The sequence below is a fragment of the Thalassotalea atypica genome (assembly GCF_030295975.1).
In the GTDB taxonomy this organism is placed as follows: domain Bacteria; phylum Pseudomonadota; class Gammaproteobacteria; order Enterobacterales; family Alteromonadaceae; genus Thalassotalea_F; species Thalassotalea_F atypica.
In genome coordinates this window covers 3,660,753-3,683,660 of sequence record NZ_AP027364.1, presented here as the reverse complement: position 1 = coordinate 3,683,660, position 22,908 = coordinate 3,660,753, and the positions used below count along the sequence as shown (strand labels likewise).

Genomic DNA, 22,908 nt, shown 5'->3' with positions numbered 1-22,908 from the left:
TAAGTTCGATAATGAAATGATAATGGTTTTATAATGATTTTACTGGTGAGATTTATTCATCGGTTGTAGCTGGTATATTTCACTCTGTAAAGAACAACCAATAGTGTTGATGATAGAAAGTTGATGGGAGTGTGAGTATGAGGTGTGTGGTTTTAGCATTGGGAAGTTTACTGTTGATTGGCTGTGGCAGTAGCAGTTCGAGTACAAATTCACCTGAGCCAGTGGTCGTTCAAGACGACACGGTAGGTGATACCAGTAACCTGGCCATTCCTAATAACCGTGCATTGCCAGCTTATAATATTCTCATGATTGGCAATAGTCATGTTGGATCCAATAACCTCAAAGGTCTCATTAGCACATTCATTGAACATGGACTTCCGGAAAAATCTGTCAGTTCTGGTATTTCAGGCTCACAAAAATATTTAATAGATCGTCTTAATGATGGCGTGACCAAGCAACGAATTGCCAGCGAACAATGGACTCATATTATTCTTCAAGCGCAAAAGTATTCACAGTCAGGTTTTGTCGATTATCCAACGCGTGGCACTGAACGTTGGGCATCAATTGCTAAAAAAGCTGGGGCAACACCTATTTTATTTCCTGAACACCCAAGGGCGGGCAACAACGAAGAAGGGATGCGTGTATTTGAATTACATCAGTCGATTGCTGAGAAACAATCTGCTTGTGTCGCGCCAATCGGTCCTGCGTGGGACAAAGCCCTTGCAATCGACTTTACTTTGCCTCTCCACAGTAGTGATGGTAATCATGCGGCACTGACGGGGTCTTTTTTGACTGCATTGGTGTTCTATCAGGTGATCACTGGTGAATCGGCGGACTTACTGCCAAATATTGAGAGCATTAATGTCCCCTTTGAAACTCAAGCCTTGCTAAGGCAGGTCGCATCGGAAAGTATTGAAGAGTATGGCGACTGTCATTACGAATAATGTTTTTATAAAAATTGATGGACGAGTTTTACGCCCAAGCTTATCCCTTGTACCAATGGCGCATCTTCATCGGCCGTGGTGAATGCCGTTCGATTAAGTAAGTTCTCGCCCCAAACACTAATGCTGGTGTCGTCAATCAACTGGTAGGTCAAAGTCATACGCCAATCTAGAAAACTGCCCAAGGCTTGCTCTTGGGTTGAGTGGCTTTGTCTAGATACGCGATAATTGAGTTGATTGCTGAAGGTAAAGTCGTATTTATTCCATTGACTGGCTAACTTCCATGTTGGAACTTGTAAATCAGACAATGAACTTCCCTCTTCATCTTCACCTTGTTGCCATTGATAGCTTAATTGATGAACCCATTGATTTGAAGATATCCAGGCGACAGTTGACTCAAAGCCATAAATGTCAGCTTGCGTTAAGTTTCGGTAGCCCCGTGTGTCTTCATCAATGGAATATCGCTCTATATAATCATCCATTTGATAGTAATAGCTCGAAAATTCAATGCTTACTATTGAAGACGCTTGATAACTCACCGCAAGTTGTAAGCCTCTACTATGCTCAGGGTCAAGATAAGGGTTGCCTTCGGTGGTGCCACGCGGTGTTTCGCCTTCAAAATATAACTCTGTTAATGTTGGGAAGCGAAAGCCTGTGGCAATTTCGGCTTGTAGGTTAAACGTGTTGTTCACGGCCCAGTTAACTAGCAGGCTGCCATTAAGCGATTGGTCCGATTTGTTTTGAGCATCAATGAATTGGCGTTGGCTAATATGATCGTAACGTATTCCCATCGCAATACCGACGTCATCGAGTTGCCAATGCACATCCGAAAATAATGCGCTGTTATGTTGTTGGCCATCAAGTAACTGTTTTGAGAACTGCACTTGATTGTCTAGATTAAATTCAGTCTCTTTAATACTGACACCTTGGCGATTAATCCAGTCAACGCCAAACCGTGCTTGGCCATGTAATAGTGGAGTTGAGGTTAAAAAACTGCCACCTATAGTGTGGGATTGGTATTCGGTTAAATTACGTCGTTTCTCGACACGAATAATATCACTATCCCAATTCTGGTAGTGGTGGTAAAGCTTGCCATACCAATTATGCTCTTGGGTAAACTCTGCGACAAATAACGAATGTTGCTCATCCGGGTATTGGGTAAGTCGTTCATCTGGATAGGTGATTGAGCTTTTACCAATATCTTTGCCTACACTGGGTATCCAAGTGAGTTTGATATCAATATCATCAAGTTGCGTCTTCAACTTCTGTACCATGGCAAACTGTTCAAAGCCAGTATTTAGTACTGTACCATCGGCACTTTTAGCATTATTGGCATGTCGATAATTTACCGCACTTTGCCAGTCATCATTACCGTAGGCATACGTTAGTTCTTTGTGTTGATCGTTTGACTGAGCACTGGCTGCAATAAATTTATTTTCAAACGCTAATGATTGTAAGTTGATCACACCACCGAGCGCGTCAGAGCCATACAGCGTTGAACTAGGGCCTTTTTGAACATCTACTCCGTGAACTAAGGTTGCCGGTAAAAAAGAGGCTGAATTGCCGGCCCTACGATCCGTGTAAATCGGCACACCATCAACAGCAGTGTGAACACGTGATTTGCTAAAGCCACGAACACTGTAGCTTTGTAACAAACCCCCTTGTCCGTTTAAGCTAAGCCCAGGGGTTTGTACGAGCCAATGAGCAATGGTGGGCTTTATCGCTTGGTTTTGAATAAATTCGCTAAAGTGAGCATTGTTTTCTACTAACGCGTTGCTTTTTAGCCAATTACGTTGCCCTATGACATGAATATGTTCAATATCACTGTCATGTAAATCGGAGGCTTTTGCATCGGCATTGGCATTGGCAGCAAATAGGCTAAAGAAAAGCAAGCCAACAAATGAAGCCAAATAAGATCGTAAAATTATCATTGATCCATGTTTGCGCTAGAGTGTGGGTGAAATCCCCTCATCACTAGAAGAGGGGATTAGCTGAGCTTAACGTTAGAGTTGGGCGAAACAGCGATCGGCAGCTGCTAAGGTTTTCTCTAGGTCTTGCTCTGTGTGTGCGGTTGACAAGAAGCTCGCTTCAAATGCTGAAGGCGCCAAATATACACCTTCATCTAACATCAAGTGGAAAAACTTTTTGAAGCGTTCAGCATCACATGCCGTTGATTGGGCATAACTGGTAATCGTTTCTTCCTCAGTGAAGAAGAAACCAAACATTGCCCCAACATAATTGATAGACAAAGCAATATTGTGTTTTTCAGCAGCAGCTTTAAACCCTAAGGCTAGTTTTTCCGTTGCATGGGCCAATTGAGCATGTTTATCGCCTTGGCATAATTCATTTAATGATGCTAGGCCAGCAGTCATCGCAATAGGGTTGCCTGATAAAGTGCCCGCTTGATAAACAGGGCCAACAGGAGCAATAAAATCCATGATTTCTTTCTTACCGCCAAAGGCGCCAACCGGCATACCGCCGCCAATCACCTTACCTAGTGTCGTTAAGTCGGGCACAATATTATAGTGAGCTTGTGCGCCGCCTAAGGCAACGCGGAAACCTGTCATCACTTCATCAAAAATGAGCACGCTTCCATTTTGATCACACACTTCGCGCAGGCCTTCCAAGAATCCTTTTACCGGAGGAATGCAGTTCATGTTGCCCGCAACTGGCTCGACGATAATACAAGCGATTTCATCTCCAACTTCATTGATGATTTGTTTCACTTCGTCAAGGTTGTTGTAACTAACCGTCAAGGTATGCTTAGCAAAGTCTTCAGGAATACCAGGCGAGTTGGGCACACCCATGGTTAATGCGCCTGAGCCTGCTTTAACCAGAAGAGAGTCAGCATGGCCATGGTAACAACCTTCAAACTTCAAAATTTTGTCACGACCGGTAAAGCCGCGCGCCAAGCGAATAGCACTCATCGTCGCTTCAGTACCAGAGCTTACCATACGTAAACTTTCCATTGATGGTACTAATTCACGCACTTTCTCTGCCATGGTGATTTCAAGCTCAGTTGGTGCACCGAAGCTCAGACCGTTTTGTACCGCATCAAGTACAGCATCTCGAATCGCTGGATGGTTGTGACCTAAAATCATTGGGCCCCACGAGCCGACATAGTCAATGTACTCTTTGTCGTCTGCGTCATAAATGTAAGCGCCATCCGCACGTTTAATGAAACAAGGTGTGCCGCCAACGCCATTAAATGCGCGTACTGGTGAGTTAACGCCACCTGGAATGATTGATTTTGCTTGTTCGAAAAGTTGTTGTGATTTTTGCATAATAAAAGTTGCTCAATGTCTTTGCTAATTTAATTAGATAGCTTTATTGGTGTGCCAAGTGATGGGTTTTTCGTATTGGGTCAATTTATCTTCAACGCCTAAGGTTAAAGCAAATAACGCCATGCGAACTAATACCCCATTTTGGGCTTGGCGGAAAATAGCTAAGTTAGCTAAGTCGTTTAAATCTGTGTCCAATTCATTTGCTTCAGGACGAGAGTCTCTCGGCAATGGGTGCATGATAACGGTGTTTTCTTTACAGTATTTCTGATAAACCGCCTTATTCAGGCTGAAATGACCGCGGTATAAATCTGCTTCGCCTTTACTGGCAAAACGTTCTTGTTGAATGCGAGTTTGGTAGATCACGTCACAAGCCAAGTTGCCCGCAATTTGATCGGTAATGATCACTTGATGACCCGCGTTTGTCAGTGTTGAAACAATACTGTCTGGCATTTGCAGTGCTTGCGGCGACACCATGGTCACTTTGACGTTGTTATATAAACTCAGCAGTTTCGATAATGAATGCACGGTGCGCCCGTGTTTTAAATCACCCATCAGAACAATATCTAAATTGTCTAAGCTTTTACCAAAACGAAACATCTCAGACTGAATCGTAAATAAATCCAGTAACGCTTGTGTAGGGTGTTCATTTGCGCCGTCACCGCCATTAATGACTGGAACGCTACTGCCTTGTGCGAACTCAGATACCGAGTGCATTTTCGGATGACGCATGGCAATCACATCAGAATAACCACTGATGACTTGGGCAGTGTCAAATAGGCTTTCACCTTTACTTAATGATGAATTTTCTTCGCCAACGGTTTCTCGAACAAACCCTCCCAAAAGGTTAAAAGCACTACCGAAGCTGACTCGGGTACGGGTGCTGGGTTCAAAAAATAAATTATTGAGGATGGCGCCATCCAATACATGACATCTTTTTTGACGCGTGGCATAAGGAGCCATTTGCGCTGAAACGTCAAGTATTTTGGCGATGGCATCGCGATCAAATTGCGATACCGATAGAATGTGATTACCTAGAAATTTCATCATCTCATTTTACCTGAAAAATTACCGGCGAGAATATAGCACAAAAGGCAAATGAAGTTAATGAAGAACCACGACATTTGCCAATAACAACATTGATCTAGATTGTTTATTTCTTGTTAAAAAGGTTTTACGTAAACCAATATCACGATAGCAAAAAGTGCCAGTACCGGTACTTCATTAAAAATGCGATAAAAACGTCCGGAACGGGTGTTTTTATCTTCTCGAAAAATCCTGACCAATTTAAAGCAATATAAATGGTAGGCAACAAGTAAAACGACCAAGGTTAACTTGGCATGCAGCCAATGTGAAGCGGCGAACCAAGCCATGCCATAGTGATAAATTAAGGCTATGCCTAACGCGATGGTAAGGACACCAAAAGGCGTGACAAAATACAGTAACCTTTTCTCCATGCCTTTTAAATGTTCGGCGATGTCTTGATTGGTGGTTTCTGCATGATTAACAAATAGTCGAGGTAAATAAAATATACCGGCAAACCAAGCCACCATAAAAATCACATGAAAGGCTTTAAGCCAAAGTAAAGTCGTCATTAATACAGTTTTCCTTCTATCAAGTATGTACGGATGCGATCGAAGGTAATTATACCTAGTATTTGGTTAGGATCGGTATCGTAAATATAAACGCCTCCACAACGAGACTCTTTCAGTAGCCAGTATGCTTCAGCTAAAGTTTCTTTGCTCGTTATCGGGATGAGCTTATGTTGTCTAATGCGCCGCTCTTCGCCTTCCGACTTTATTTCTTCATTCCAATAATACTCATTTTGTTCTTCGACACTCTTGCGCATGATCAATGGCTTACCCGTGGTTTCGTTTCCTTTGATGTTTGGCTCCTTTTGCGCCGAGCAAATCATGTCAAAGGAGCTATCCATCATGCCTAGTACACCAATACGTTGGAGGGTATTTTCCAGTGGCGGTTTGCGATAAGCGAGGTTTTGCACGTTAAGTTGCATGACAAATACCGAGCGGTTATTGAAAAACTGGCCGGCGGCCAAACAAGAAGCTGAAATAACAATCATGGCGGGTAGCATAATATCGAGCTGATGAGAAAGCTCTACCACCGCTAATAGTGCCGCCAATGGAGCGTTTAAGGTAGCGGCCATGAATCCTGCCATCCCCATCAAGGCAAAGTCACTGGTGAGGTTTTCTCCAGGAACAAAGCCAGAAATCATACTGGCGGTAAAAGCACCGGCTATTGCACCAATACCTAGAATAGGGCCGATGATGCCGCCAGGAATACCACAGCCAATCGCAACTATGGTAAGTAAGCACTTGGAAATCAGTAATGCAAATAATAGGGAAAAATGCCATTCATTAGAAAGTGAGACGGATATGGCGCCTAAATCTGTCCCCAATGCTTGCGGGAGCATAACCCCGATAATACCTGTAATGATGGCAACACTCATGAAACGTTTAAAAATATGAACGTGTTGAAAGTGTTCAATAATCATCACAATGTAGCGGTTGAACAGTGAAGCTAGCGTCCCTAACACCACACCAAAAATAAGCAGTACGGGGTAGTGTGCGGTTTCCAAAGAAATGCGGGAAAAGAATTCAAACTCATGTGAAAAGCCAAAAATACTGCTGGTCATCATTGAGCCAATAATCGCAGCAAGCATGATTGGAATGAACATATGCACTTTGTATTCTCGCAGCACCACTTCCATTACAAACACAACCGCCGCAATGGGAGTGTTAAAACAAGCAGCAATGCCTGCCGCGACACCACAGGCGCATAAAGTTCTGACACTGTTGTAAGGTAATACGAGTGCTTTACCAATATAGCCACTGATAGCCGCTCCTAAATGAACAGCGGGACCTTCTTTACCAACTGAAAAACCACTGGCTAAGGCGACCATACCACCAAAAAACTGGTTCACTGTGTTTCTCAGCGGGATCACGCCGTAAGCCACCTTTAACCGGTGAAGTACAAACGGAATGCCTGTACGGGTATATTGGTAGCCGGTCATGCGAGCAAAAAGCAAGATAATGACGGCGCCACCGATCGGTAATAACAAACGACTTGATGCATTTAAGCTGTTATAGTTGTCAACATCTTCTAGAAACAGACCTTGAATGGAGTTGATACACCAAGTAAACAAAACGATTAAACTCGCAGAACAAACGCCGCCAATAATGGCCAACAAGCATAATTGCCATGACGTTTTGGGTTGCCCTAGTTTTATACGAGCATCAAGACTATATTGCTCGACAAATCGTTTTAGTGAGGTTAGTTTCATCAATTGAAAAAACAATCTTGTTTGGTGTTCAGACAATAATACTTAATAAATGAACTGGTTAGCAAAAATAAATCTTCCTATCGTTGCAAAAAAGCTCGGTCCTTTTAAATCTGCCTTGTTGTTGTTCTCGGTTATTGGCCTGTGCTTATTCATTGGCTACCGGCTAGGTAACTACTATCACGGTTATCAAGCTAAGACGATGAAGCAGCAAAAATTACGTTTAGATGATCTTTATTTGCAGCATGGTGAAACGCTAAAACGCATTCACACCTTAGAAGTGGAACTAGATGTTGAACGTATTGCAAATCTTAATGCGCAAAACACCATCAAAGAGCTAGAACAAGTTCATTTTGAGGTGAAAAAAGAACTCGCTTTTTACCACAAAATCATGGCACCAGAAAAACAAGCCGATGGCGTGGTGATTGATCAAATCAGCATTCAACCAACAGAAAGTGAACAGTACTTTCAGTTTCTCGTGGTATTGGTACAGCAAAAACTTAAAAAGCGTTATGCCAAAGGCTTTATTGAAGTATCAATTAATGGCAGTGAGAATGGACGCCCTAAAACAATAGCATTGTCTAAAATATCAAGCCTGACCAAAAAAGAACTTTCGTTTAGTTTTCAGTATTTTCAACGCTTGAGCGGTGCATTTACCTTGCCTAAAGGGTTTAGGCCTGAATCGGTAACGGTTGGTGTGGTATTGCCAAAAGGTAAATGGCAAAAGTACCGTCGTATCGAAGAGATTATGCCTTGGCCTAAATTAGAACAAAATGTTCCGTAAATATAACTAGGTAATACTTGATTAAATTAGTCAGGTTTAAGATAATTCACACCATTGTCGTATTGTTGAAGAAAAGTACATGTCTAACCCAGAACTCCCTATCCAATTTACTGACGCTGCAGCGACCAAAGTTTTAGCATTAGTGACGGAAGAAGAAAACCCAAACCTTAAATTACGTGTCTATGTCACGGGCGGTGGTTGTTCAGGATTTTCTTACGGCTTTACTTTTGATGAGAAAGTTAACGAAGGCGATATGACCATAGAAAAACAAGGGGTTTCAATGGTCATTGATCCAATGAGTCTTCAATATTTAGTGGGCGGCGAAGTTGACTACACCGAAGGACTCGAAGGAAGTCGTTTCTTAGTGACAAACCCGAATGCCACGTCAACTTGTGGTTGTGGCTCTTCATTCTCTATTTAACCCATAAATTGAATGAAAGAAAGCTGGCAGATGCCAGCTTTTTTAATGCCTCCAATTATATCGCCATAACGGCTATCTATCCGACCACACAGCAAACTCATTGCCACTTGGCTCAGTAAAATGAAAGCGACGTCCGCCTGGAAAACTAAAAATTTCCTTAATCACTTTGCCTTTGGCTTCAAGTATTTTTTGTTGTGTACGTAATAAATCATCACTATAAAAAACAACTAAAGCACTACCTTGCTCTGTGTGACTGCTGAGTAATGATTGAAAGAATCCGCCATCCATTCCTGCATCTGTTTGACTAAAAGCACAATAATCAGGACCGTAATCGGTAAATTTCCATGCAAATACTTGTTCGAAAAATAATTTGGTAGCGGCTAAATTTTGAGAGGGAAATTCAAGATAATTGATTTTTTCGTGGTTACTCATTCCATGTTCCTTGGCAGCTTATTGCTCATACAGTTCGAGCGGTAGATCATCTGGGTCTGAAAAAAAAGTGTAGCGCTTTTTGGTGAGTTCATCGACTCTAATAGGCTCTACGGAAATGTTTTGTTGCAATAATCGCTCGGCAATCACATCAATATTCTCAACGCAAAACGCTAAATGGCGCAATCCATGTGCCTCTGGGTAACTTGGGCGCTTAGGGCGGTCGTTAAATGAAAATAACTCAATTTGACTGCCATCAGGTAAGGCGAGGTCCAATTTGTAAGAATCTCGTTCCTGGCGATAAGACTCAGCAATAATTTTTAGGCCTAGTACTTCGTGATAAAAATACTTAGAAACCTCATAGTTAGAGCAAATAATCGCGACATGATGTATTCCTTTTAGCATGTTATTCCTTTGAGATTTGATCTTTCACACAGTGGCGGTTCCTCGTCATCTTATCGCCTTTCTAATTCAAAAGGCTAGCACTTAGTATTCTGACTTAATTTATAAAAGTCAGTTGCTTGCATTGCAGTGGGGCTATGCTTTGAACTACATTACTACATTCATTGTAGCGATTATGGCGACGAGCGAACCATGGCCACTCTTTTACGTTCATTATTATTTGTTCCCGGCTCTCAGCCTGCGCGATTTCGTAAAGCGGATGCAAGCAACGCTGATCTTATTTGTATCGATTTAGAAGACGCGGTGTTACCCGTAGATAAAGACGCGGCAAGGCAAGCAACTGTTGATTACATCCAAACGGTTAATCGAAACGTCTGTGTGCGCATTAACCCTATTGATTCAGATCTTGGGCAAGCGGATGCGATGGCTCTAGCTAAAGCAAATCCAGCCTTTATCATGTTAGCCAAATGTAGCTCGGCTGAGAACATAGATAAAGTCAGTGAGTATTTTGAACAGTCGACTCAATTCATTGGCTTGATTGAAACCATTATAGGGCTGGAAAATGCCGATGCTATTGCTGCAACTGACAGGGTTAGCGCTTTAATGTTTGGCGGTGCCGATCTCTCTGCAGAGCTTGGTTGTGAGTTCAGTTATCAGCCTCTGTTGTTAGTCAGAAGTCGATTAGTGATGGCGGCAGCAAAGGCCAAAATCGACTTGATTGATGTGCCTTTTGTTGATTTTAAAAATACCCAAGACTTATTAAGTGAAACGCAGAAAATAAAGGCGCTAGGCTTTACCGGGAAAGCGGCGGTCCACCCCTGCCAGATAGAACCAATTCATCAAGGATTTATGCCCACGGATGCCCAAATTTCGTATGCGCAGTCTGTTGTCGCTGCGGTAGAGGGACCTGATGCTGGCGTGGTGGTGGTGAATGGTAAAATGGTTGATCGACCTATTATTCTTGCCTCATATCGGGTGCTTGCGTTGGCCAATTTAGCAACCAAACACCAGCAAGGTGATTAGAATGTCCTCCGGCAATACTCAAAGTATACGGCTGAAAGGCCGAGCTTTGCGCCGGCTTGCAATAAGATAATGTAACAGCGTACATTAGTGGAGCGACTTGCGTTAGTGTCGCTTTTTTATTGCTTGTAATCAAAATGGAATGATTCATGGATCGTGAGAATGTCGTTTTAATCACTTTAGTTTTTTATAAATTTCTGTTGATTTCCATTGGTTTTTGGGCCAGCAAACGCACCAAAAATACTGAAGATTTTTTTATCGGCGGCAAAACATTAGGTCCTTGGGTTGCAGCCACGAGTTCTTCTGCCAGTGCGTCGTCTGCATGGAGCTTACTCGGCGTGAGTGGGGCGGCATATACCATGGGGTTATCGGCTATTTGGTTGTTTCCAGCCGTTGTCTTAGGTTATGCCTTTAATTGGTTATGGATTGCCCCACGTATTCGGCAGCTAGGCAATCAATCAGGTGCTATAACTTTAGCAGACTTGCTCGCAGGCAAAGATTCTTACAGCAAAGTGATAGTCTACTGCTGTAGTTTTATTGTGGTGTTTTCTTTTTCATTTTACATCGCCGCGCAATTTCAAGCGGCGGGCGGTACATTTGCAACAACCTTTAATATGGACAGCAACAAGGCTATCTTGTTAGGGACGCTGATCATCTTGATCTATACCTTGCTTGGTGGTTTTTGGGCAGTCAGTGTGACAGATACTTTGCAAGGGCTATTAATGGCGATAACAGCTTTTGTTCTGCCACTTGCAGCCTTGATCAGTGTTGGCGGCTATGGTGAATTGTTCAGCCAGTTACCTCATGAACTCTCCCAAACACAAATGTCGCTAACCGGTGCGCATACCGGTTGGTTAGGTTTGGCATTTATTGCAGGTTTGCTAGGTGTGGGATTAGGCAATTGTGGTCAACCTCATGTGGTTAATCGCTTTATGGCAATTAAAGATGCCCATTCGGTCAAAGTAGCGCGTTACATTGGTATTGCATGGCCAATAATAGTGATCGGCGGTATGCTTATTTTAGGTTGGTGTGCAAGAGTATTGCTCAATGACGTCAATGATAATGAGCAAGTGCTGTTCAGTGTTACAAATTTGCTGTTTCACCCTGTAGTTGCTGGAATCTTTGTTGCGGCGGTACTTTCGGCCATTATGTCGACAGCAGACAGCCAATTGTTGGTTTCCGCTTCATCCTTGTCGTATGACTTAAAATTAAAAGGCTCAGCGGCCAAACAGTTACTTATTTCTCGGCTAACAGTGGTGGGTATGTGTCTGATTTCCTTGTTAATAGCTTTATATGCGCCTGAAGCGATATTCTCTCGAGTGTTGTTTGCTTGGGCTGCGATAGGCTCAGCGTTTGGTCCCTTGTTGATTGTTTTGCTTATGGGCTATCAAGTCAAAGGCATAAATCGTTTGTTGGCGATTATTTGCGGTTTTGGATTAACAGTATGGTTTAATTGGCAGCCTAATTCACCCGGAGATATTCTTGAACGTGTATTGCCTTTTTTCCTGGCGCTTGCTATTGCCTACTATGGACGAGAAACAAAAAAACATGGTAATACATAGAATGAATTATGCCACGACATTGAAGACATGAACTGGCAGTTTTTTCGTTTTATTCTAGGGTATAAGAAGGTGAAGCAATACTGGGTGAGAACATGAAAAATAGTGGATCTTGTTTGTGCGGTGATATCAGGTTTTCAGTGCAAGAGTTTGAGCCAATGATTGGCCATTGCCACTGTAAGATGTGCCAAAAATTTCACGGCGCGGCATTTTCAACCTTTGGCGAAGTCAAACTGACCAACTTAACATGGCTTGCAGGGGAAGATCGTTTAGCCAGTTATTGCGCCGAAAATGGTAGCGTGCGAAAATTTTGCCAGCATTGTGGCTCTAGCTTGCTGTTTGAGTCTTGTTTTAACCGAGAAACGAAGACCGTAGAAATTTCCCTTGCCGCATTTGACACGTTAGAGCCTGTAAAACCTGATGCCCATATCTATACAGATTCACAAGTTAATTGGTGCCAATTTAACGATCAATTACCCAAGTTCAAAGGTTATCGAGAGTAGCCAAACTCATATAGGCACGAATTTCAGGTTTGCAACCAGACATTGAGTGAACGAATACTGAGCAATACAACCGCAATGCTCAGTAAGGAAAACAACAACGCAAAACTACCATAAATAAAGCGTTTAAGTTTTTGTTTTGATTTTTTAAGCAAGCCCTTGCTCTGGGTTGTTAAGTCCCCTACTGAACCAAACATTTGGCAAAATAAAAAAAGCAACAATAGCCATAAAAAGGTCAATAATGCAGGTAGTAATCCTACGTCAAAAGCGGCAGAGTCAGGGAAGATTAGGGCATAGCAAATAAAGCCAATGTTAATGACGAATAGCAAGATATAAGCTGCGCGAAAAGCAACAAGCCTATTGGCGGCTCGACAATAAAATTCTAGCATGATTTACGGTTTTTCATTGCTCTACCTCGGCTTAGCTCGTGTTGATTCGATGTGCGTTTATTCTCTTGCAACTATTACTAATTCTAATAACCAAGGTAAAGTAAACCACGATATTTTTACTAAGTCACGGTGATAATTGCAATCAGGCTATTGCCTGTAATACGCTAAACGTTAGTTAAACTTAAAGGCCTATTTAATGAAATTTGATCACTTTAATATTACTGCGCCTATGGACTTGTTGGAGCAAGTTAAGGAGTTTTATTGTCAAGTGTTCGACTTAGAAGTAGGAGCTAGGCCTGATTTTAAGCGAGCAGGCTTTTGGCTTTATTTGTCGTCAAATCAATATACAAAAACAAAGAGTGCGATTGTACACCTAACCGAAGGTACGCGGTTTATTGACACGCCACAACAGAGCTATTTAAACCATATTGCCTTTAGCCTATCAGGTCGAACAAGGTTCGAAAATAAACTTAATGAGATGAAGATAAGATTTGAAACAAGCCAAGTTCCGGACACAAACTTGGCTCAATTGATTTTTAGAGATCCAGTCGGTAATCGTTTAGAAGCTATTTTTGATGAATGAGGAATTAGCATCAAGTATATCAAATAATGAACGCAGGATAATTCTATGTGAGTTAACGGCAATTCACCGTTAACTCAACAAGACAAATCTATTTTGCTAACTCAATAAAGGTCGCTGTGTACATTTTTAAGTTCAAAACAAACTGCTCAACAGTGATAAATTCGTGCTCTGAATGTCCCGTGTAATCGGCACCTGGCATGGAAGGACCAAAACTCACAGCTGTAGGGAATAACCGGCTGTTTGTGCCGCCGCCTATGGCAATGGGTTTAGCGTCTTTGATACCGGTAAAGTGTTTAAAGACTGACAGCAGTGTATCTACTTGCGGCGCATCAGATTGTACAAACGGGTCGCCAATGTAATGATCTAATTGAGTCAACGGCGCGTTATTTTCTTGTTGCCAAGCAGTGATCGCTTGATCAATCTCATTGAGTAGTTGCTGTTTTTCTTTGCCTTTCGGGCGACGTAAATTAATGTGTAATTCAACTGCGCTTTCTTGCTGCTTGATTAAGGTTGCTGCAACCGTCATTGGCCCCATAAAATCATCGCGATAAGCGATATTGCCAAACTGTTTCCCCTCAAGGCCGATGCCAATATTGTCGTTGATGAAATTCACCATGGTGCCAGCACCATTGTTTGGCCACTGAATGGTTTCAAGGTTAAGCAATGCCGCTAAGTGAGGGATTGCGTTGATACCCTCCTGTGGCTTAGAAGAATGAGCTGACTTTCCTACGGCGCTAATGGCCAGCTGCTTGCCCTTTAACTCAAAGTGAAATTTCATTTTCTTAAATGATTTAGCTCGTGCTTGTAACTGAGCGAGAAGTGCTGGATTTGCATGTTCAATAACAGTGCTAGCATCTTCTGGAATTTGACTAACAAAATAGCCGCCAGTAAACGCGCTGATGTAAGGCGTATTGTTGGCGATATTGGCAGGTAACTTTGATTTAGGGAAGGCGACTTTGACTAATCCCCAGCCTTTTTCTGCGGTAACTACAGGATATTCTGCATCAATGGTAATGTTAATTTCAGGTAATTCATGCGAGGCGACATATGCTTCTAATGGCGCCCAGTCAGATTCTTCGGCCATGTAAACATATAGCTCAATGCGTTTATTCAGCTTAATGTGTTTATCTTTGATTGATTTCATCGCATAAAGGGCGGTTGAAATAGGGCCTTTATCGTCTTCGGTACCACGACCAATTAATTTACCTGGCTCTGAGGTAGTGTCGAGTTCTAAAGGCGATTTTGCCCACTTACTGGCATTGTACGGTTGAATGTCACCGTGGGTGATTACCCCGACACGATCTTTACTGTCGCCTAAACCAATAATGACCAAATAACCTTCGTCTTTATAATCTAGGCCCAGTGCTAATGCTTGCTTTTTAAGGTCATTTTTAAAGGCGATATGCGCAGGGTTTTCTGTGGCTAACACGCCATCAATGGCTCTGGTGTCATGTCTTACCAATTGCGCGAGGCTATCGACCATTGCTGATTGATAGGTATCAACGGCATATTGAGCCGTTTCCTGACTTAAAGTTGACACTGTAGTAGCGTAGGCAGATCCCATACTAAGAGAAAGTAGGGCAATTTTAGCTATTTTTGTAAACACACAGGTTCCTTGTAACTCGAGTGACTTATGGTATAAGTACTATATATTTAAACAGCGGTTTGTTACAGCAACAGATTTAGGTTTTTTGAACCTATACAGTTGCTCAATTTAGAAAAATAAACCGAGTCGTTAAGGAGGCGGTTTGATAGTTGAATGAGCAATTAGCTTGGTGTCTTATCGAGCAGCAATTGTAACTTTTCAATTTCTTCTAGGATGTCGATGAATTTGGTGCCAACATCCGTAATTTTATATTCAACTCGGGGTGGTACTTCGTGGTACTCAATGCGTTGCAATATGCCGAACTCAACATTCTTCCGTAAGCAATCATTGAGTACTTTCGTGGTTAACCCTTCAACGGAACGCGCCATCAAGCCCGGGCGATTGATGCCGTTTTGCAGTAACTGATAAACCGTTAATGACCATTTACAGCCGTAAATCGTTTCCACCATGCGTGCGCCTTTTTCTGGGGCTAACTTTCGTGAAATTATTTTTTCTTTATCTTTCATTAAGATGTACCAATTTGTGCCTACCTAACTGATTTGTGCTTACTTTTTAAGTGACTGATGCTTGCATACACTGAGCGCACTTTACACTTACAAGTTCAGGATAACGTAATGACTAAAACAAATAAATCACTCGCTCTAATTATTGGTGGCTCAAGTGGAATGGGCTTCGCTACGGCTAAAAAGCTTATTACTCGAGGTATAACCCCGGTTATTATTGGTAGAAGCGGCAAAAAATTGAGCGATGCAACACAGGCTTTATCTGCTATCGGTGAGGCCCGTAGTATTCAAGCTGACTTGTACGATTGGCAAGATGTTCAGCAAGTGATTGAGTTCATCAATACTCAACCGGACAGGATTGAGTATTTAGTGAACGCAGCAGGTTATTTTAACCCAACCTCTTTTTTAGATCATAGTGCGAGTGACTATGATATTTATCATGATCTAAACAAAGCGATGTTTTTTATCTCACAAGCTGTCGCCGAGCATATGAAAATACAAGGTGGTGGTTCTATCGTCAATATAGGCTCAATGTGGGCAAAGCAAGCCATAAAAGCTACGCCATCATCTGCATATTCAATGGCAAAAGCAGGACTGCACGCATTGACTCAGCATATGGCGATGGAATTAGCTGAACACAAAATCCGCGTTAATGCTGTTGCGCCTGCGGTAGTGAAGACGCCGATCTATGAGACGTTTATACCATCGGCTGAACTAGATGAAGCATTAAGCTCATTTGATGAATTTCACCCGATTGGCCGCATTGGTTGTGCAGAAGATGTTGCCAATACCGTGGACTTTCTATTGTCACCGAATGCAGATTGGGTAACAGGGGCAGTTTGGGATGTAGATGGCGGAGTGATGGCTGGACGGAACTAGCATTTGTAGGTAATTTGAGTTTTATCTTAGATCGGATAGATAAATAACGTTTGCTTCATGTTGAGTCGGGCGTGATTAGCATTTTTCATACTTCCAATTGCGTCCTTTCCCTTCTGAAATCCACTCAATGGCAGTAGATAAACGCTTTAAACGGGTCGCCTCTTTTTTTGCGGAAGTGATCCACTCGATGTAATCTTTTTGTTTGCTGTAACTAAAATCAGCAAAATGTCGGCTCGCGCCTATGTTGGTGGCTAGCGCTTGTTGAAGATCGTCAGGTACAATCAATTCTGATTTATTCTTTTTGCTAACCTGGGATTTGGTTTTATCTGTTGAATGATTAACGGCAATAGCTTGTCTAATGTAGTCAATCAATATTGCGTCAACCGGTAAGTCTCCGATTTCGCGAAATTTCAATGCAGCAAGGTTTTCATTGTCACTTTCTTCAAACAATTGATGAGTATCATTGAGCGATTTACCGTTAAAAAACGAAAAAGTCACATGGTTCTTAAAAGCTGCCATTGCACACACCAATCCTTGCTCAGAAAAACAAGGTTGTCGCCATTTAATGGCTTCTTCTATATCAGAAGAGGCTTCATTGACTAACACACGTAGTTTTTTGAGTATTGGACGAGCAAATTCAGGCTTGCTCTTAATATACCGATCGATGGCTTTTTGTTGTGACATATATGTCTCGGCGCTGTTTCTTACAAAATATCGAATCGGACCATAATGTTCAATAGTGGATTACGCCTCGTATCACACCACGCCATTTTTGTGTTTAGTCAATTTTGGACAGTTTAGCCATACATTAAAGAGGCTTTGGTTCATATACTTGCCTCTCATGGAAGTGAATTTGGGAGACTAACAATGCAAAAATTCATTAAATCAATGGCACTTGCTGCTGGCCTATTATCAGTAAGTACATTGTCTAATGCGTCATTAATTATTAATGGTAGTTTTGAGCAGCTAACATTTGGCGACCAATCATCATCTATAGGAGCTGTACACAATACAGAACTTCAGTCTTTTAACTCTAAAAAGCGTGGCTGGGACGTGTTCTCAAGCTTACCCGGTTGGACAACAATTTCCGGCAGTGGTATTGAGTTGCAGAAGAATGTGGTGACAAAATCTCAGCAAGGTACGAATCATGTAGAGTTAGATTCTCATCGCCGAGGGACATCTAACAGTGTCATGACACAAACGGTTAATTCGCTGACCATTGGCCATGATTACTTGCTAGAGTTCTATTATAAACCCCGGACAAACGCCTTAAACGATAATGGCATCAATGTTTATTGGTACAATTCATCACTTGATTTTGACTTAAAAATGAATGCAATGTTTATTGCTGATAGCACGCGTTCAGTGACGCCAAACTGGCAAAAACAGTCTGTACACTTTACCGCGACTGCTTCATCTATGGACTTAAGCTTTGGCTCATTTGGACGACAAAATACGCTGGGTGGATTGATAGATAATGTGTCGTTAGTCGACACGACTGTAGTATCTGAACCTTCAATGCTAGCCATATTGTTTGCACCACTAAGCTTCTTGTTTTTCCGTCGACGGAAACAACAGCAGAAGTAACGTATTCTTTTTTATAGCTTTTCCGTCAGCAGCAAGCCCCCATTTTCTGCTGGCGGGGAAAGCCTATAATCTAATACTACCGCTAAACTTGTCATCGAATAAAAAGCAATTCAACTAACAGATTTTTTTTAAGCCAATAGTCTAATCACTATGCGTGTAGTAATGAGTTGATGTCATCAATACAAGTGATATTCAATAACTGTGCTTGCTGTGCCATTTCGTCATCTTCATCGTGATTTGCAGCGGCTCGATACAAACAAGACATCATAAACAGTACAATACGATCTTGCTCACTTCCCTTGGTTAAACCTAAGCTAACCCTATCGATATGGGCAAGCTGTTTAATAACACTCGCATCGAGATGCCACAGCGACAACATTAAAGCGGATGCGGAATAAATGCTTTTTCCTGTACAGGCTTTGATGTGTTGATTGAGTGAGCGCAGGCAGTCAATCCCTTGCAGTGAATGCATGACTAAGTCACGTTTAAGCATTTGTTTATGAGTTAGCAAGAATATTCCTAACAAGCCAAAGATAAGCACCTGCTCGGTTAATGAAATGTCCCACTTGATAGTTTTGCTACATGATTTTCTGAGCAACTGAAATAGTTTCGGGGCGAGCATAAATGCGTCGCTGTAACTGTTGATTATTATTGGTGATACATGATCTTGCAACGCATCTTTCATCGAAAATAACATCGCGACATTCAGTACCGTGGTGACACCTAAGTTTCGACCTATTGCATCTTGCAGGTCTTTGGGCGTTCGACCATAAATGGCTTTGCTCGCGAGGCCAATGATTCGACCCGATAATACAGGATCTCTATTGATGATATTGGTGATCATCACTGTATCAAGGTGCCCTTGTTCTTTTTCTTTTATCAGCTGTTTGCAACTGTCTGACATAGGGGGAAGGTGCTGGGCAATTTTAATTAAGGTATGCTTACATTGCTGCGTATCATTAAGTGATGAAAGCTCTCTAAACTGTGATGCTGTGATGCCAAATTTATGGCGAAAGGCTCGCTCAAATGTCGCTCGTTCTGAGTATCCTAACTTTGCGGCCAATTCATCAATATGATATTCCTGTGTAAGGAGTGCCTCTACACAGAGTTCATTTAGAAATTTTTGTTGAATTAGCTTAAAACTTGTTTCTTCTTGCGACAACTTACGTCGAAAAGAAGTCGTACTCATTGCTAAAGTAGCGACACAGTCTTCAATTGTTATTGACGCAGGTAATTCACTACGAGCGAATATTTCGTTTACTTTTTCAGTAAGGGCAAGCGAGCGAAGGGATGAAGTCATCAATAGATACAAGAAACAAAAAGAAGATTATGTCGTTTTTTATCGTTATCAACAAGTGACAATTAAATGCTAGCATTTTTACCCCCCCGTAAGCTTTATTTTAAGCCCGCATGATGGAGCTAGCCTTGTAAGAATCTACAGAAGTAGCTGGTATTAGCAGCAAACCAGAATGTACCACTAAAATAGAAAAATACTGACAACTTGTGGTTTTACATCCATCAACGACCTCGTTAATATCAATTTATCAAAAGCAGATACACAAGGAGAATTTGGTGCAAAAATATTGTTTAATCATTTTTATTGTTATCTTTTCATCCATATCTTATGGGAAAACATTCACCCAAGCACAGTTAACAGAGCTAGCACATTCATTTGTTGAGGCAAAAAATGCACGGCAGCAACCAGAGACCAATATTGATGATATCGAACATTACTTATCGCTGCTGGCCGATGATTTTATCGATGAACATATAAAATATAATGTCATCATTAATGACAAAAATAAACTACGCCAAGGCATGGTTGAAAAACTGAAAGACAAGGTGATCTCAAGTTCTATCCAAGTAGAAGAGATGATGGTTGGTTCAAATGTGGTTTTTGTCAAAATGATTGAAAAAGGCAAGGTACAACCAAGCCACCTGGACAAAGTTATAGAATATACCGCAACCAACATTGTTTCCTTAGAATATAATGATGACGGGTTAATAAAACACATTCGTCGCCATCACGGTTTTTAGTGCGGCGTTAATCCTGCACTTGTAGATATGAGTAACTATTGAGGAATATTGATGCAATCGGTTTTATGTTTTGGTGACTCTAATACGTGGGGATATGAGCCCGGCACCGGCCTACGATTTGATCACACCGTTCGATGGACAGCACTTACGCAAACATTGTTAAATAATGACATTAAACTCTATGAAGCAGGGCTAAATGGGCGAACCACCAATAGTGATGATGCTGGAAGGGACTTTCGATGCGGCAGCCAGTTACTTAACTTGTATCTTGAAAGTTGCAGACCACTGTCATTGGTTATCATCAGTTTAGGTACAAACGATTTAAAGGCAAGCTTGTCTTTATCAGTAGACGAGATAAAAGCTGGCGCGAAAGTACTGTGCGAGCAAGTGCAGAGTTTTGATTTTTCACCGTATCAAGCGCCACAAGTGTTATTAGTCGCGCCAGCGCCATTGGTTGATTCAGCGGCACTTGATGAAGAATTTGAAACCGCATTAACAGCATCACGAAAATTGGCTGCGGCCTATTTTCATTTAAGTCGTGAACTCGGTATTCACTTTTTAGATGCAGGAAAAATCGTCAAAACAAGCCCCGTTGATGGTGTTCACTGGGATGCAGATGCCCACCTTGATTTCGCTAGACATCTATCAGCATTACTTCCATCAATAATTGATGCTGGTGAATAAGCAATTGTGGAGAAGAGCACTATCACGTATTTTAACGGGCTCTCATTGACTCAAATTAAGCGCATCGCCGCATATGCTTAATTTAAGTACAGTACACCGCAACAGCAAAAAGCTGGTGCACTGATTTTAGTGTGGTAAATAATTAAGCGTTTTTTCTTCTGTATAGGTAAAGAGCTGACAAAAACAGTATTAACGAACTAGGCTCTGGAATAGTTGTACTATCACTTGTGGCTAATAATACATCATCTATTCCAAATCCATCACCTGCACTACTTGTACTGACCAACATGCTGCTCATTGTAATGCCTGGATCAAGCGTAAAACCAAAAAAAGCAACACCAGTACCGATATTTTTTGTTACCACTTCGACACCTACTGATGTTGTTAGCGTAAGACTAGTCGTGCTGGATAATTCTTTAAAAAATGCGCCAAATGCAGTGATTTCATCGTCAAAGGCAATTGTAGCTGTTGTTACATTTGCTGCTAAGAAAAAGTGAGCAAAGGTTGTGTCGTTCACATTTGCAAAATTGCCAAATGAAAAAGGCAAGGCGTCTATTTGGTTTTGTGTATTGGAATTTTGCACTGCACCAGTGGAAGATAAGGTAAATGGGCCAACATCAAAACTAGCGTTTCTAAATGATTGATCTGTTGCATAGCTATTAAAGTCTTCAGTAATGTCAGCTGCGCCGCCTATTGCCGTTAGAAAGTCAGCCTGATTAGTGTAGGTTATCAGTGTGGCATAAGTTGGCATCGCCAATAGAAAACTAACCAAAACGGCCGCTAACTTTTTGAATTTCAACATGGTACATCCTTCTAGACTGTTATTTGTTGGAACTTCCTAAATACAGTGTAATTTCTAATCCTTGTTTTTAATCCTTAATAATCAGTTGGTTAGAGTCGTACTGAGAAATTGGTGTAAAAAAGTAGGCATGTCATTAAGCTTAGGAAAACCTAAAGGTAGGTTATTCTATTCATAATCATCAGTAGTTTAGGGCTGGAAAGATCAGGAGGCTTTGATAAGAGCAGTGAGTATAACCAGTTTTTTTAAATCTGTTGAGCAACAATTTAACGTTGGGTTACGATAGTATCAATCACCAATTAACAGTAGTTCTTAGACCATCAGGTTTGATTTTATTTCTATAATCAAACCTGATGGTCTAATCGATTCAACTTTGTTGATTGTCATTTTTCTTAAAGTTCTTTTTTAACGTGATAACGCTGGTGACACTCAGTGCCACTAAAATAAACAAAATTGGCTGCGCTTGCTCTTCATTACCGCGTAATATGATGGCTGTAGCTATCATGGCTGCGGCCCATAACACCGCATTAGTTAACATGGTTTTTTTATAAATTTTCATCAAATTATCTCCAGATGTTGAACCGGCGAAATCGCCTACTTTTCCATATTCGAAAGCACACAATTTATTGAGTGCAGTTAAATTAGTGTCGTAACTTTCTTTCAGTGTCTTATCTTCACCCAATTTATTAATCGCCTGATTAAACGCGTCTTGTTCCGACAAGCCTTCTGCCTGCAACGCTTCTACCGAGCAATAAAGGTGGTCTTTGAGCTCATCTATTTTATTGTTTTTAATTGAATGGCTTTGCAGTACGCGAACACACCATTGATGAATTGCGAGTTCTAAATTAAACATTGGCTTTCCTCTCTAGTGTTTTAAGCATGTCGTTGAGCTTTTGCCACTGAGCTCGTTGATGCGTAAGTTCTGTTTTCCCTTCGTCACACAGGCGGTAATATTTTCTTTTGCGTCCTGTTTCTGCGACACCCCAAAATGCTTCAACCCAGCCTTTTTTTTCTAATCGGTGCAAAATAGGGTAGAGCATACCATCGGCCCACTGAATTTCGCCGTCAGAGAGTTCTTTCACTTGCGCGATAATGGCGTAACCATAGCTTTCTTCGATACTGAGCACGGATAAAATCAATGGGGTAGTGGATGCTGCTACAAAGTCTTTTGATAATGTCATATATTTATACCTATAAGTCTTAGGT

General features: G+C 41.6%; 26 protein-coding genes. 11 read left to right on the top strand and 15 right to left on the bottom strand.

The genetic code is table 11. The features are described 5' to 3' along the window. Positions 1 to 137 precede the first annotated feature (137 nt). On the top strand, positions 138 to 944 hold the full coding sequence (locus QUE03_RS16800) for a hypothetical protein (protein WP_286263113.1): 807 nt from the start codon (positions 138 to 140) through the stop codon (positions 942 to 944). Positions 945 to 949: 5 nt separating this feature from the next. Here QUE03_RS16800 and QUE03_RS16795 read toward each other — a convergent pair whose 3' ends face one another. From QUE03_RS16795 to QUE03_RS16775, 5 genes are all read right to left on the bottom strand, one after another. Then, entirely contained in the window at positions 950 to 2,872 is a 1,923-nt protein-coding gene (locus tag QUE03_RS16795) for a TonB-dependent receptor plug domain-containing protein (protein WP_286263112.1), read from the bottom strand. Between the two features lie 72 nt (positions 2,873 to 2,944). Further along, on the bottom strand, positions 2,945 to 4,225 hold the full coding sequence (hemL, locus tag QUE03_RS16790; protein WP_286263111.1) for a glutamate-1-semialdehyde 2,1-aminomutase: 1,281 nt from the start codon (positions 4,223 to 4,225) through the stop codon (positions 2,945 to 2,947). Positions 4,226 to 4,258: 33 nt separating this feature from the next. Further along, entirely contained in the window at positions 4,259 to 5,272 is a 1,014-nt protein-coding gene (locus QUE03_RS16785; protein WP_286263110.1) for an aspartate carbamoyltransferase, read from the bottom strand. Positions 5,273 to 5,385: 113 nt separating this feature from the next. Continuing rightward, positions 5,386 to 5,817: a protoporphyrinogen oxidase HemJ gene (gene hemJ / locus QUE03_RS16780; protein WP_286263109.1), complete on the bottom strand. Its 432-nt coding sequence runs from the start codon at positions 5,815 to 5,817 to the stop codon at positions 5,386 to 5,388. Continuing rightward, positions 5,817 to 7,523, bottom strand: a complete 1,707-nt coding sequence (locus tag QUE03_RS16775) for a chloride channel protein (RefSeq protein WP_286267893.1) — start codon at positions 7,521 to 7,523, stop codon at positions 5,817 to 5,819. Before QUE03_RS16775 ends, hemJ begins: the two co-directional genes overlap by 1 nt. Positions 7,524 to 7,572: 49 nt before the next feature. Here QUE03_RS16775 and QUE03_RS16770 point away from each other — a divergent pair, with 49 nt between their 5' ends. Continuing rightward, the gene (locus QUE03_RS16770) at positions 7,573 to 8,304 is read left to right on the top strand and encodes a DUF6776 family protein (RefSeq protein WP_286263108.1); all 732 of its coding nucleotides are present in this window, start codon (positions 7,573 to 7,575) and stop codon (positions 8,302 to 8,304) included. Between the two features lie 79 nt (positions 8,305 to 8,383). Beyond that, positions 8,384 to 8,725, top strand: coding sequence for an iron-sulfur cluster insertion protein ErpA (gene erpA / locus QUE03_RS16765; RefSeq protein ID WP_286263107.1), 342 nt, complete (start codon positions 8,384 to 8,386; stop codon positions 8,723 to 8,725). A 72-nt stretch (positions 8,726 to 8,797) separates the two neighbouring features. Here erpA and QUE03_RS16760 read toward each other — a convergent pair whose 3' ends face one another. Further along, positions 8,798 to 9,157 (bottom strand): VOC family protein, encoded by a 360-nt coding sequence (locus tag QUE03_RS16760; RefSeq protein ID WP_286263106.1) that lies wholly within the window; start codon positions 9,155 to 9,157, stop codon positions 8,798 to 8,800. Between the two features lie 18 nt (positions 9,158 to 9,175). Next, the gene (gloA2, locus tag QUE03_RS16755) at positions 9,176 to 9,559 is read right to left on the bottom strand and encodes an SMU1112c/YaeR family gloxylase I-like metalloprotein (RefSeq protein ID WP_286263105.1); all 384 of its coding nucleotides are present in this window, start codon (positions 9,557 to 9,559) and stop codon (positions 9,176 to 9,178) included. Positions 9,560 to 9,748: 189 nt separating this feature from the next. Here gloA2 and QUE03_RS16750 point away from each other — a divergent pair, with 189 nt between their 5' ends. From QUE03_RS16750 to QUE03_RS16740, 3 genes are all read left to right on the top strand, one after another. Further along, positions 9,749 to 10,579, top strand: coding sequence for an HpcH/HpaI aldolase/citrate lyase family protein (locus QUE03_RS16750; RefSeq protein ID WP_286263103.1), 831 nt, complete (start codon positions 9,749 to 9,751; stop codon positions 10,577 to 10,579). 146 nt (positions 10,580 to 10,725) lie between these two features. Then, entirely contained in the window at positions 10,726 to 12,138 is a 1,413-nt protein-coding gene (locus QUE03_RS16745) for a sodium/proline symporter (RefSeq protein WP_286263101.1), read from the top strand. Positions 12,139 to 12,230: 92 nt separating this feature from the next. Then, a complete protein-coding gene (locus tag QUE03_RS16740; RefSeq protein ID WP_286263100.1) occupies positions 12,231 to 12,638 on the top strand; it encodes a GFA family protein in 408 nt (135 codons plus the stop codon). A gap of 23 nt (positions 12,639 to 12,661) precedes the next feature. Here the strand turns inward: QUE03_RS16740 and QUE03_RS16735 are convergent, their stop codons facing one another. Beyond that, the gene (locus QUE03_RS16735) at positions 12,662 to 13,024 is read right to left on the bottom strand and encodes a hypothetical protein (protein ID WP_286263099.1); all 363 of its coding nucleotides are present in this window, start codon (positions 13,022 to 13,024) and stop codon (positions 12,662 to 12,664) included. A 196-nt stretch (positions 13,025 to 13,220) separates the two neighbouring features. Here QUE03_RS16735 and QUE03_RS16730 point away from each other — a divergent pair, with 196 nt between their 5' ends. Beyond that, positions 13,221 to 13,607 carry a VOC family protein gene (locus QUE03_RS16730; protein ID WP_286263098.1) on the top strand — a complete coding sequence of 129 codons (387 nt, stop codon included), beginning with the start codon at positions 13,221 to 13,223 and terminating at the stop codon, positions 13,605 to 13,607. A gap of 88 nt (positions 13,608 to 13,695) precedes the next feature. On the opposite strand, the gene QUE03_RS16725 is transcribed toward QUE03_RS16730, so the two are convergent. Further along, positions 13,696 to 15,213, bottom strand: coding sequence for a dipeptidase (locus tag QUE03_RS16725; protein WP_286263097.1), 1,518 nt, complete (start codon positions 15,211 to 15,213; stop codon positions 13,696 to 13,698). 161 nt (positions 15,214 to 15,374) lie between these two features. Continuing rightward, the gene (locus QUE03_RS16720) at positions 15,375 to 15,719 is read right to left on the bottom strand and encodes a winged helix-turn-helix transcriptional regulator (protein ID WP_286263096.1); all 345 of its coding nucleotides are present in this window, start codon (positions 15,717 to 15,719) and stop codon (positions 15,375 to 15,377) included. Positions 15,720 to 15,827: 108 nt separating this feature from the next. Between QUE03_RS16720 and QUE03_RS16715 the strand changes: the two genes are divergently transcribed. Beyond that, positions 15,828 to 16,595 (top strand): SDR family NAD(P)-dependent oxidoreductase, encoded by a 768-nt coding sequence (locus QUE03_RS16715; RefSeq protein WP_286263095.1) that lies wholly within the window; start codon positions 15,828 to 15,830, stop codon positions 16,593 to 16,595. 75 nt (positions 16,596 to 16,670) lie between these two features. Here QUE03_RS16715 and QUE03_RS16710 read toward each other — a convergent pair whose 3' ends face one another. Beyond that, the gene (locus QUE03_RS16710) at positions 16,671 to 17,279 is read right to left on the bottom strand and encodes a YdeI/OmpD-associated family protein (protein WP_286263094.1); all 609 of its coding nucleotides are present in this window, start codon (positions 17,277 to 17,279) and stop codon (positions 16,671 to 16,673) included. A 183-nt stretch (positions 17,280 to 17,462) separates the two neighbouring features. Here QUE03_RS16710 and QUE03_RS16705 point away from each other — a divergent pair, with 183 nt between their 5' ends. Beyond that, the gene (locus QUE03_RS16705; RefSeq protein WP_286263093.1) at positions 17,463 to 18,182 is read left to right on the top strand and encodes a carbohydrate binding domain-containing protein; all 720 of its coding nucleotides are present in this window, start codon (positions 17,463 to 17,465) and stop codon (positions 18,180 to 18,182) included. Positions 18,183 to 18,330: 148 nt separating this feature from the next. On the opposite strand, the gene QUE03_RS16700 is transcribed toward QUE03_RS16705, so the two are convergent. After that, positions 18,331 to 19,482, bottom strand: coding sequence for a helix-turn-helix domain-containing protein (locus QUE03_RS16700; protein WP_286263092.1), 1,152 nt, complete (start codon positions 19,480 to 19,482; stop codon positions 18,331 to 18,333). A gap of 272 nt (positions 19,483 to 19,754) precedes the next feature. Between QUE03_RS16700 and QUE03_RS16695 the strand changes: the two genes are divergently transcribed. Both QUE03_RS16695 and QUE03_RS16690 read left to right on the top strand, forming a co-directional pair. Continuing rightward, positions 19,755 to 20,219, top strand: coding sequence for a nuclear transport factor 2-like protein (locus tag QUE03_RS16695; protein WP_286263091.1), 465 nt, complete (start codon positions 19,755 to 19,757; stop codon positions 20,217 to 20,219). Between the two features lie 51 nt (positions 20,220 to 20,270). After that, entirely contained in the window at positions 20,271 to 20,903 is a 633-nt protein-coding gene (locus QUE03_RS16690; protein WP_286263090.1) for an SGNH/GDSL hydrolase family protein, read from the top strand. 142 nt (positions 20,904 to 21,045) lie between these two features. Here QUE03_RS16690 and QUE03_RS16685 read toward each other — a convergent pair whose 3' ends face one another. From QUE03_RS16685 to QUE03_RS16675, 3 genes are all read right to left on the bottom strand, one after another. Further along, positions 21,046 to 21,705: a hypothetical protein gene (locus QUE03_RS16685; RefSeq protein ID WP_286263089.1), complete on the bottom strand. Its 660-nt coding sequence runs from the start codon at positions 21,703 to 21,705 to the stop codon at positions 21,046 to 21,048. 364 nt (positions 21,706 to 22,069) lie between these two features. Next, the gene (locus QUE03_RS16680) at positions 22,070 to 22,555 is read right to left on the bottom strand and encodes a permease prefix domain 1-containing protein (protein WP_286263088.1); all 486 of its coding nucleotides are present in this window, start codon (positions 22,553 to 22,555) and stop codon (positions 22,070 to 22,072) included. Then, positions 22,548 to 22,883, bottom strand: coding sequence for a PadR family transcriptional regulator (locus QUE03_RS16675; RefSeq protein ID WP_286263087.1), 336 nt, complete (start codon positions 22,881 to 22,883; stop codon positions 22,548 to 22,550). The genes QUE03_RS16680 and QUE03_RS16675 overlap by 8 nt, the downstream gene beginning before the upstream one ends. Positions 22,884 to 22,908 lie beyond the last annotated feature (25 nt).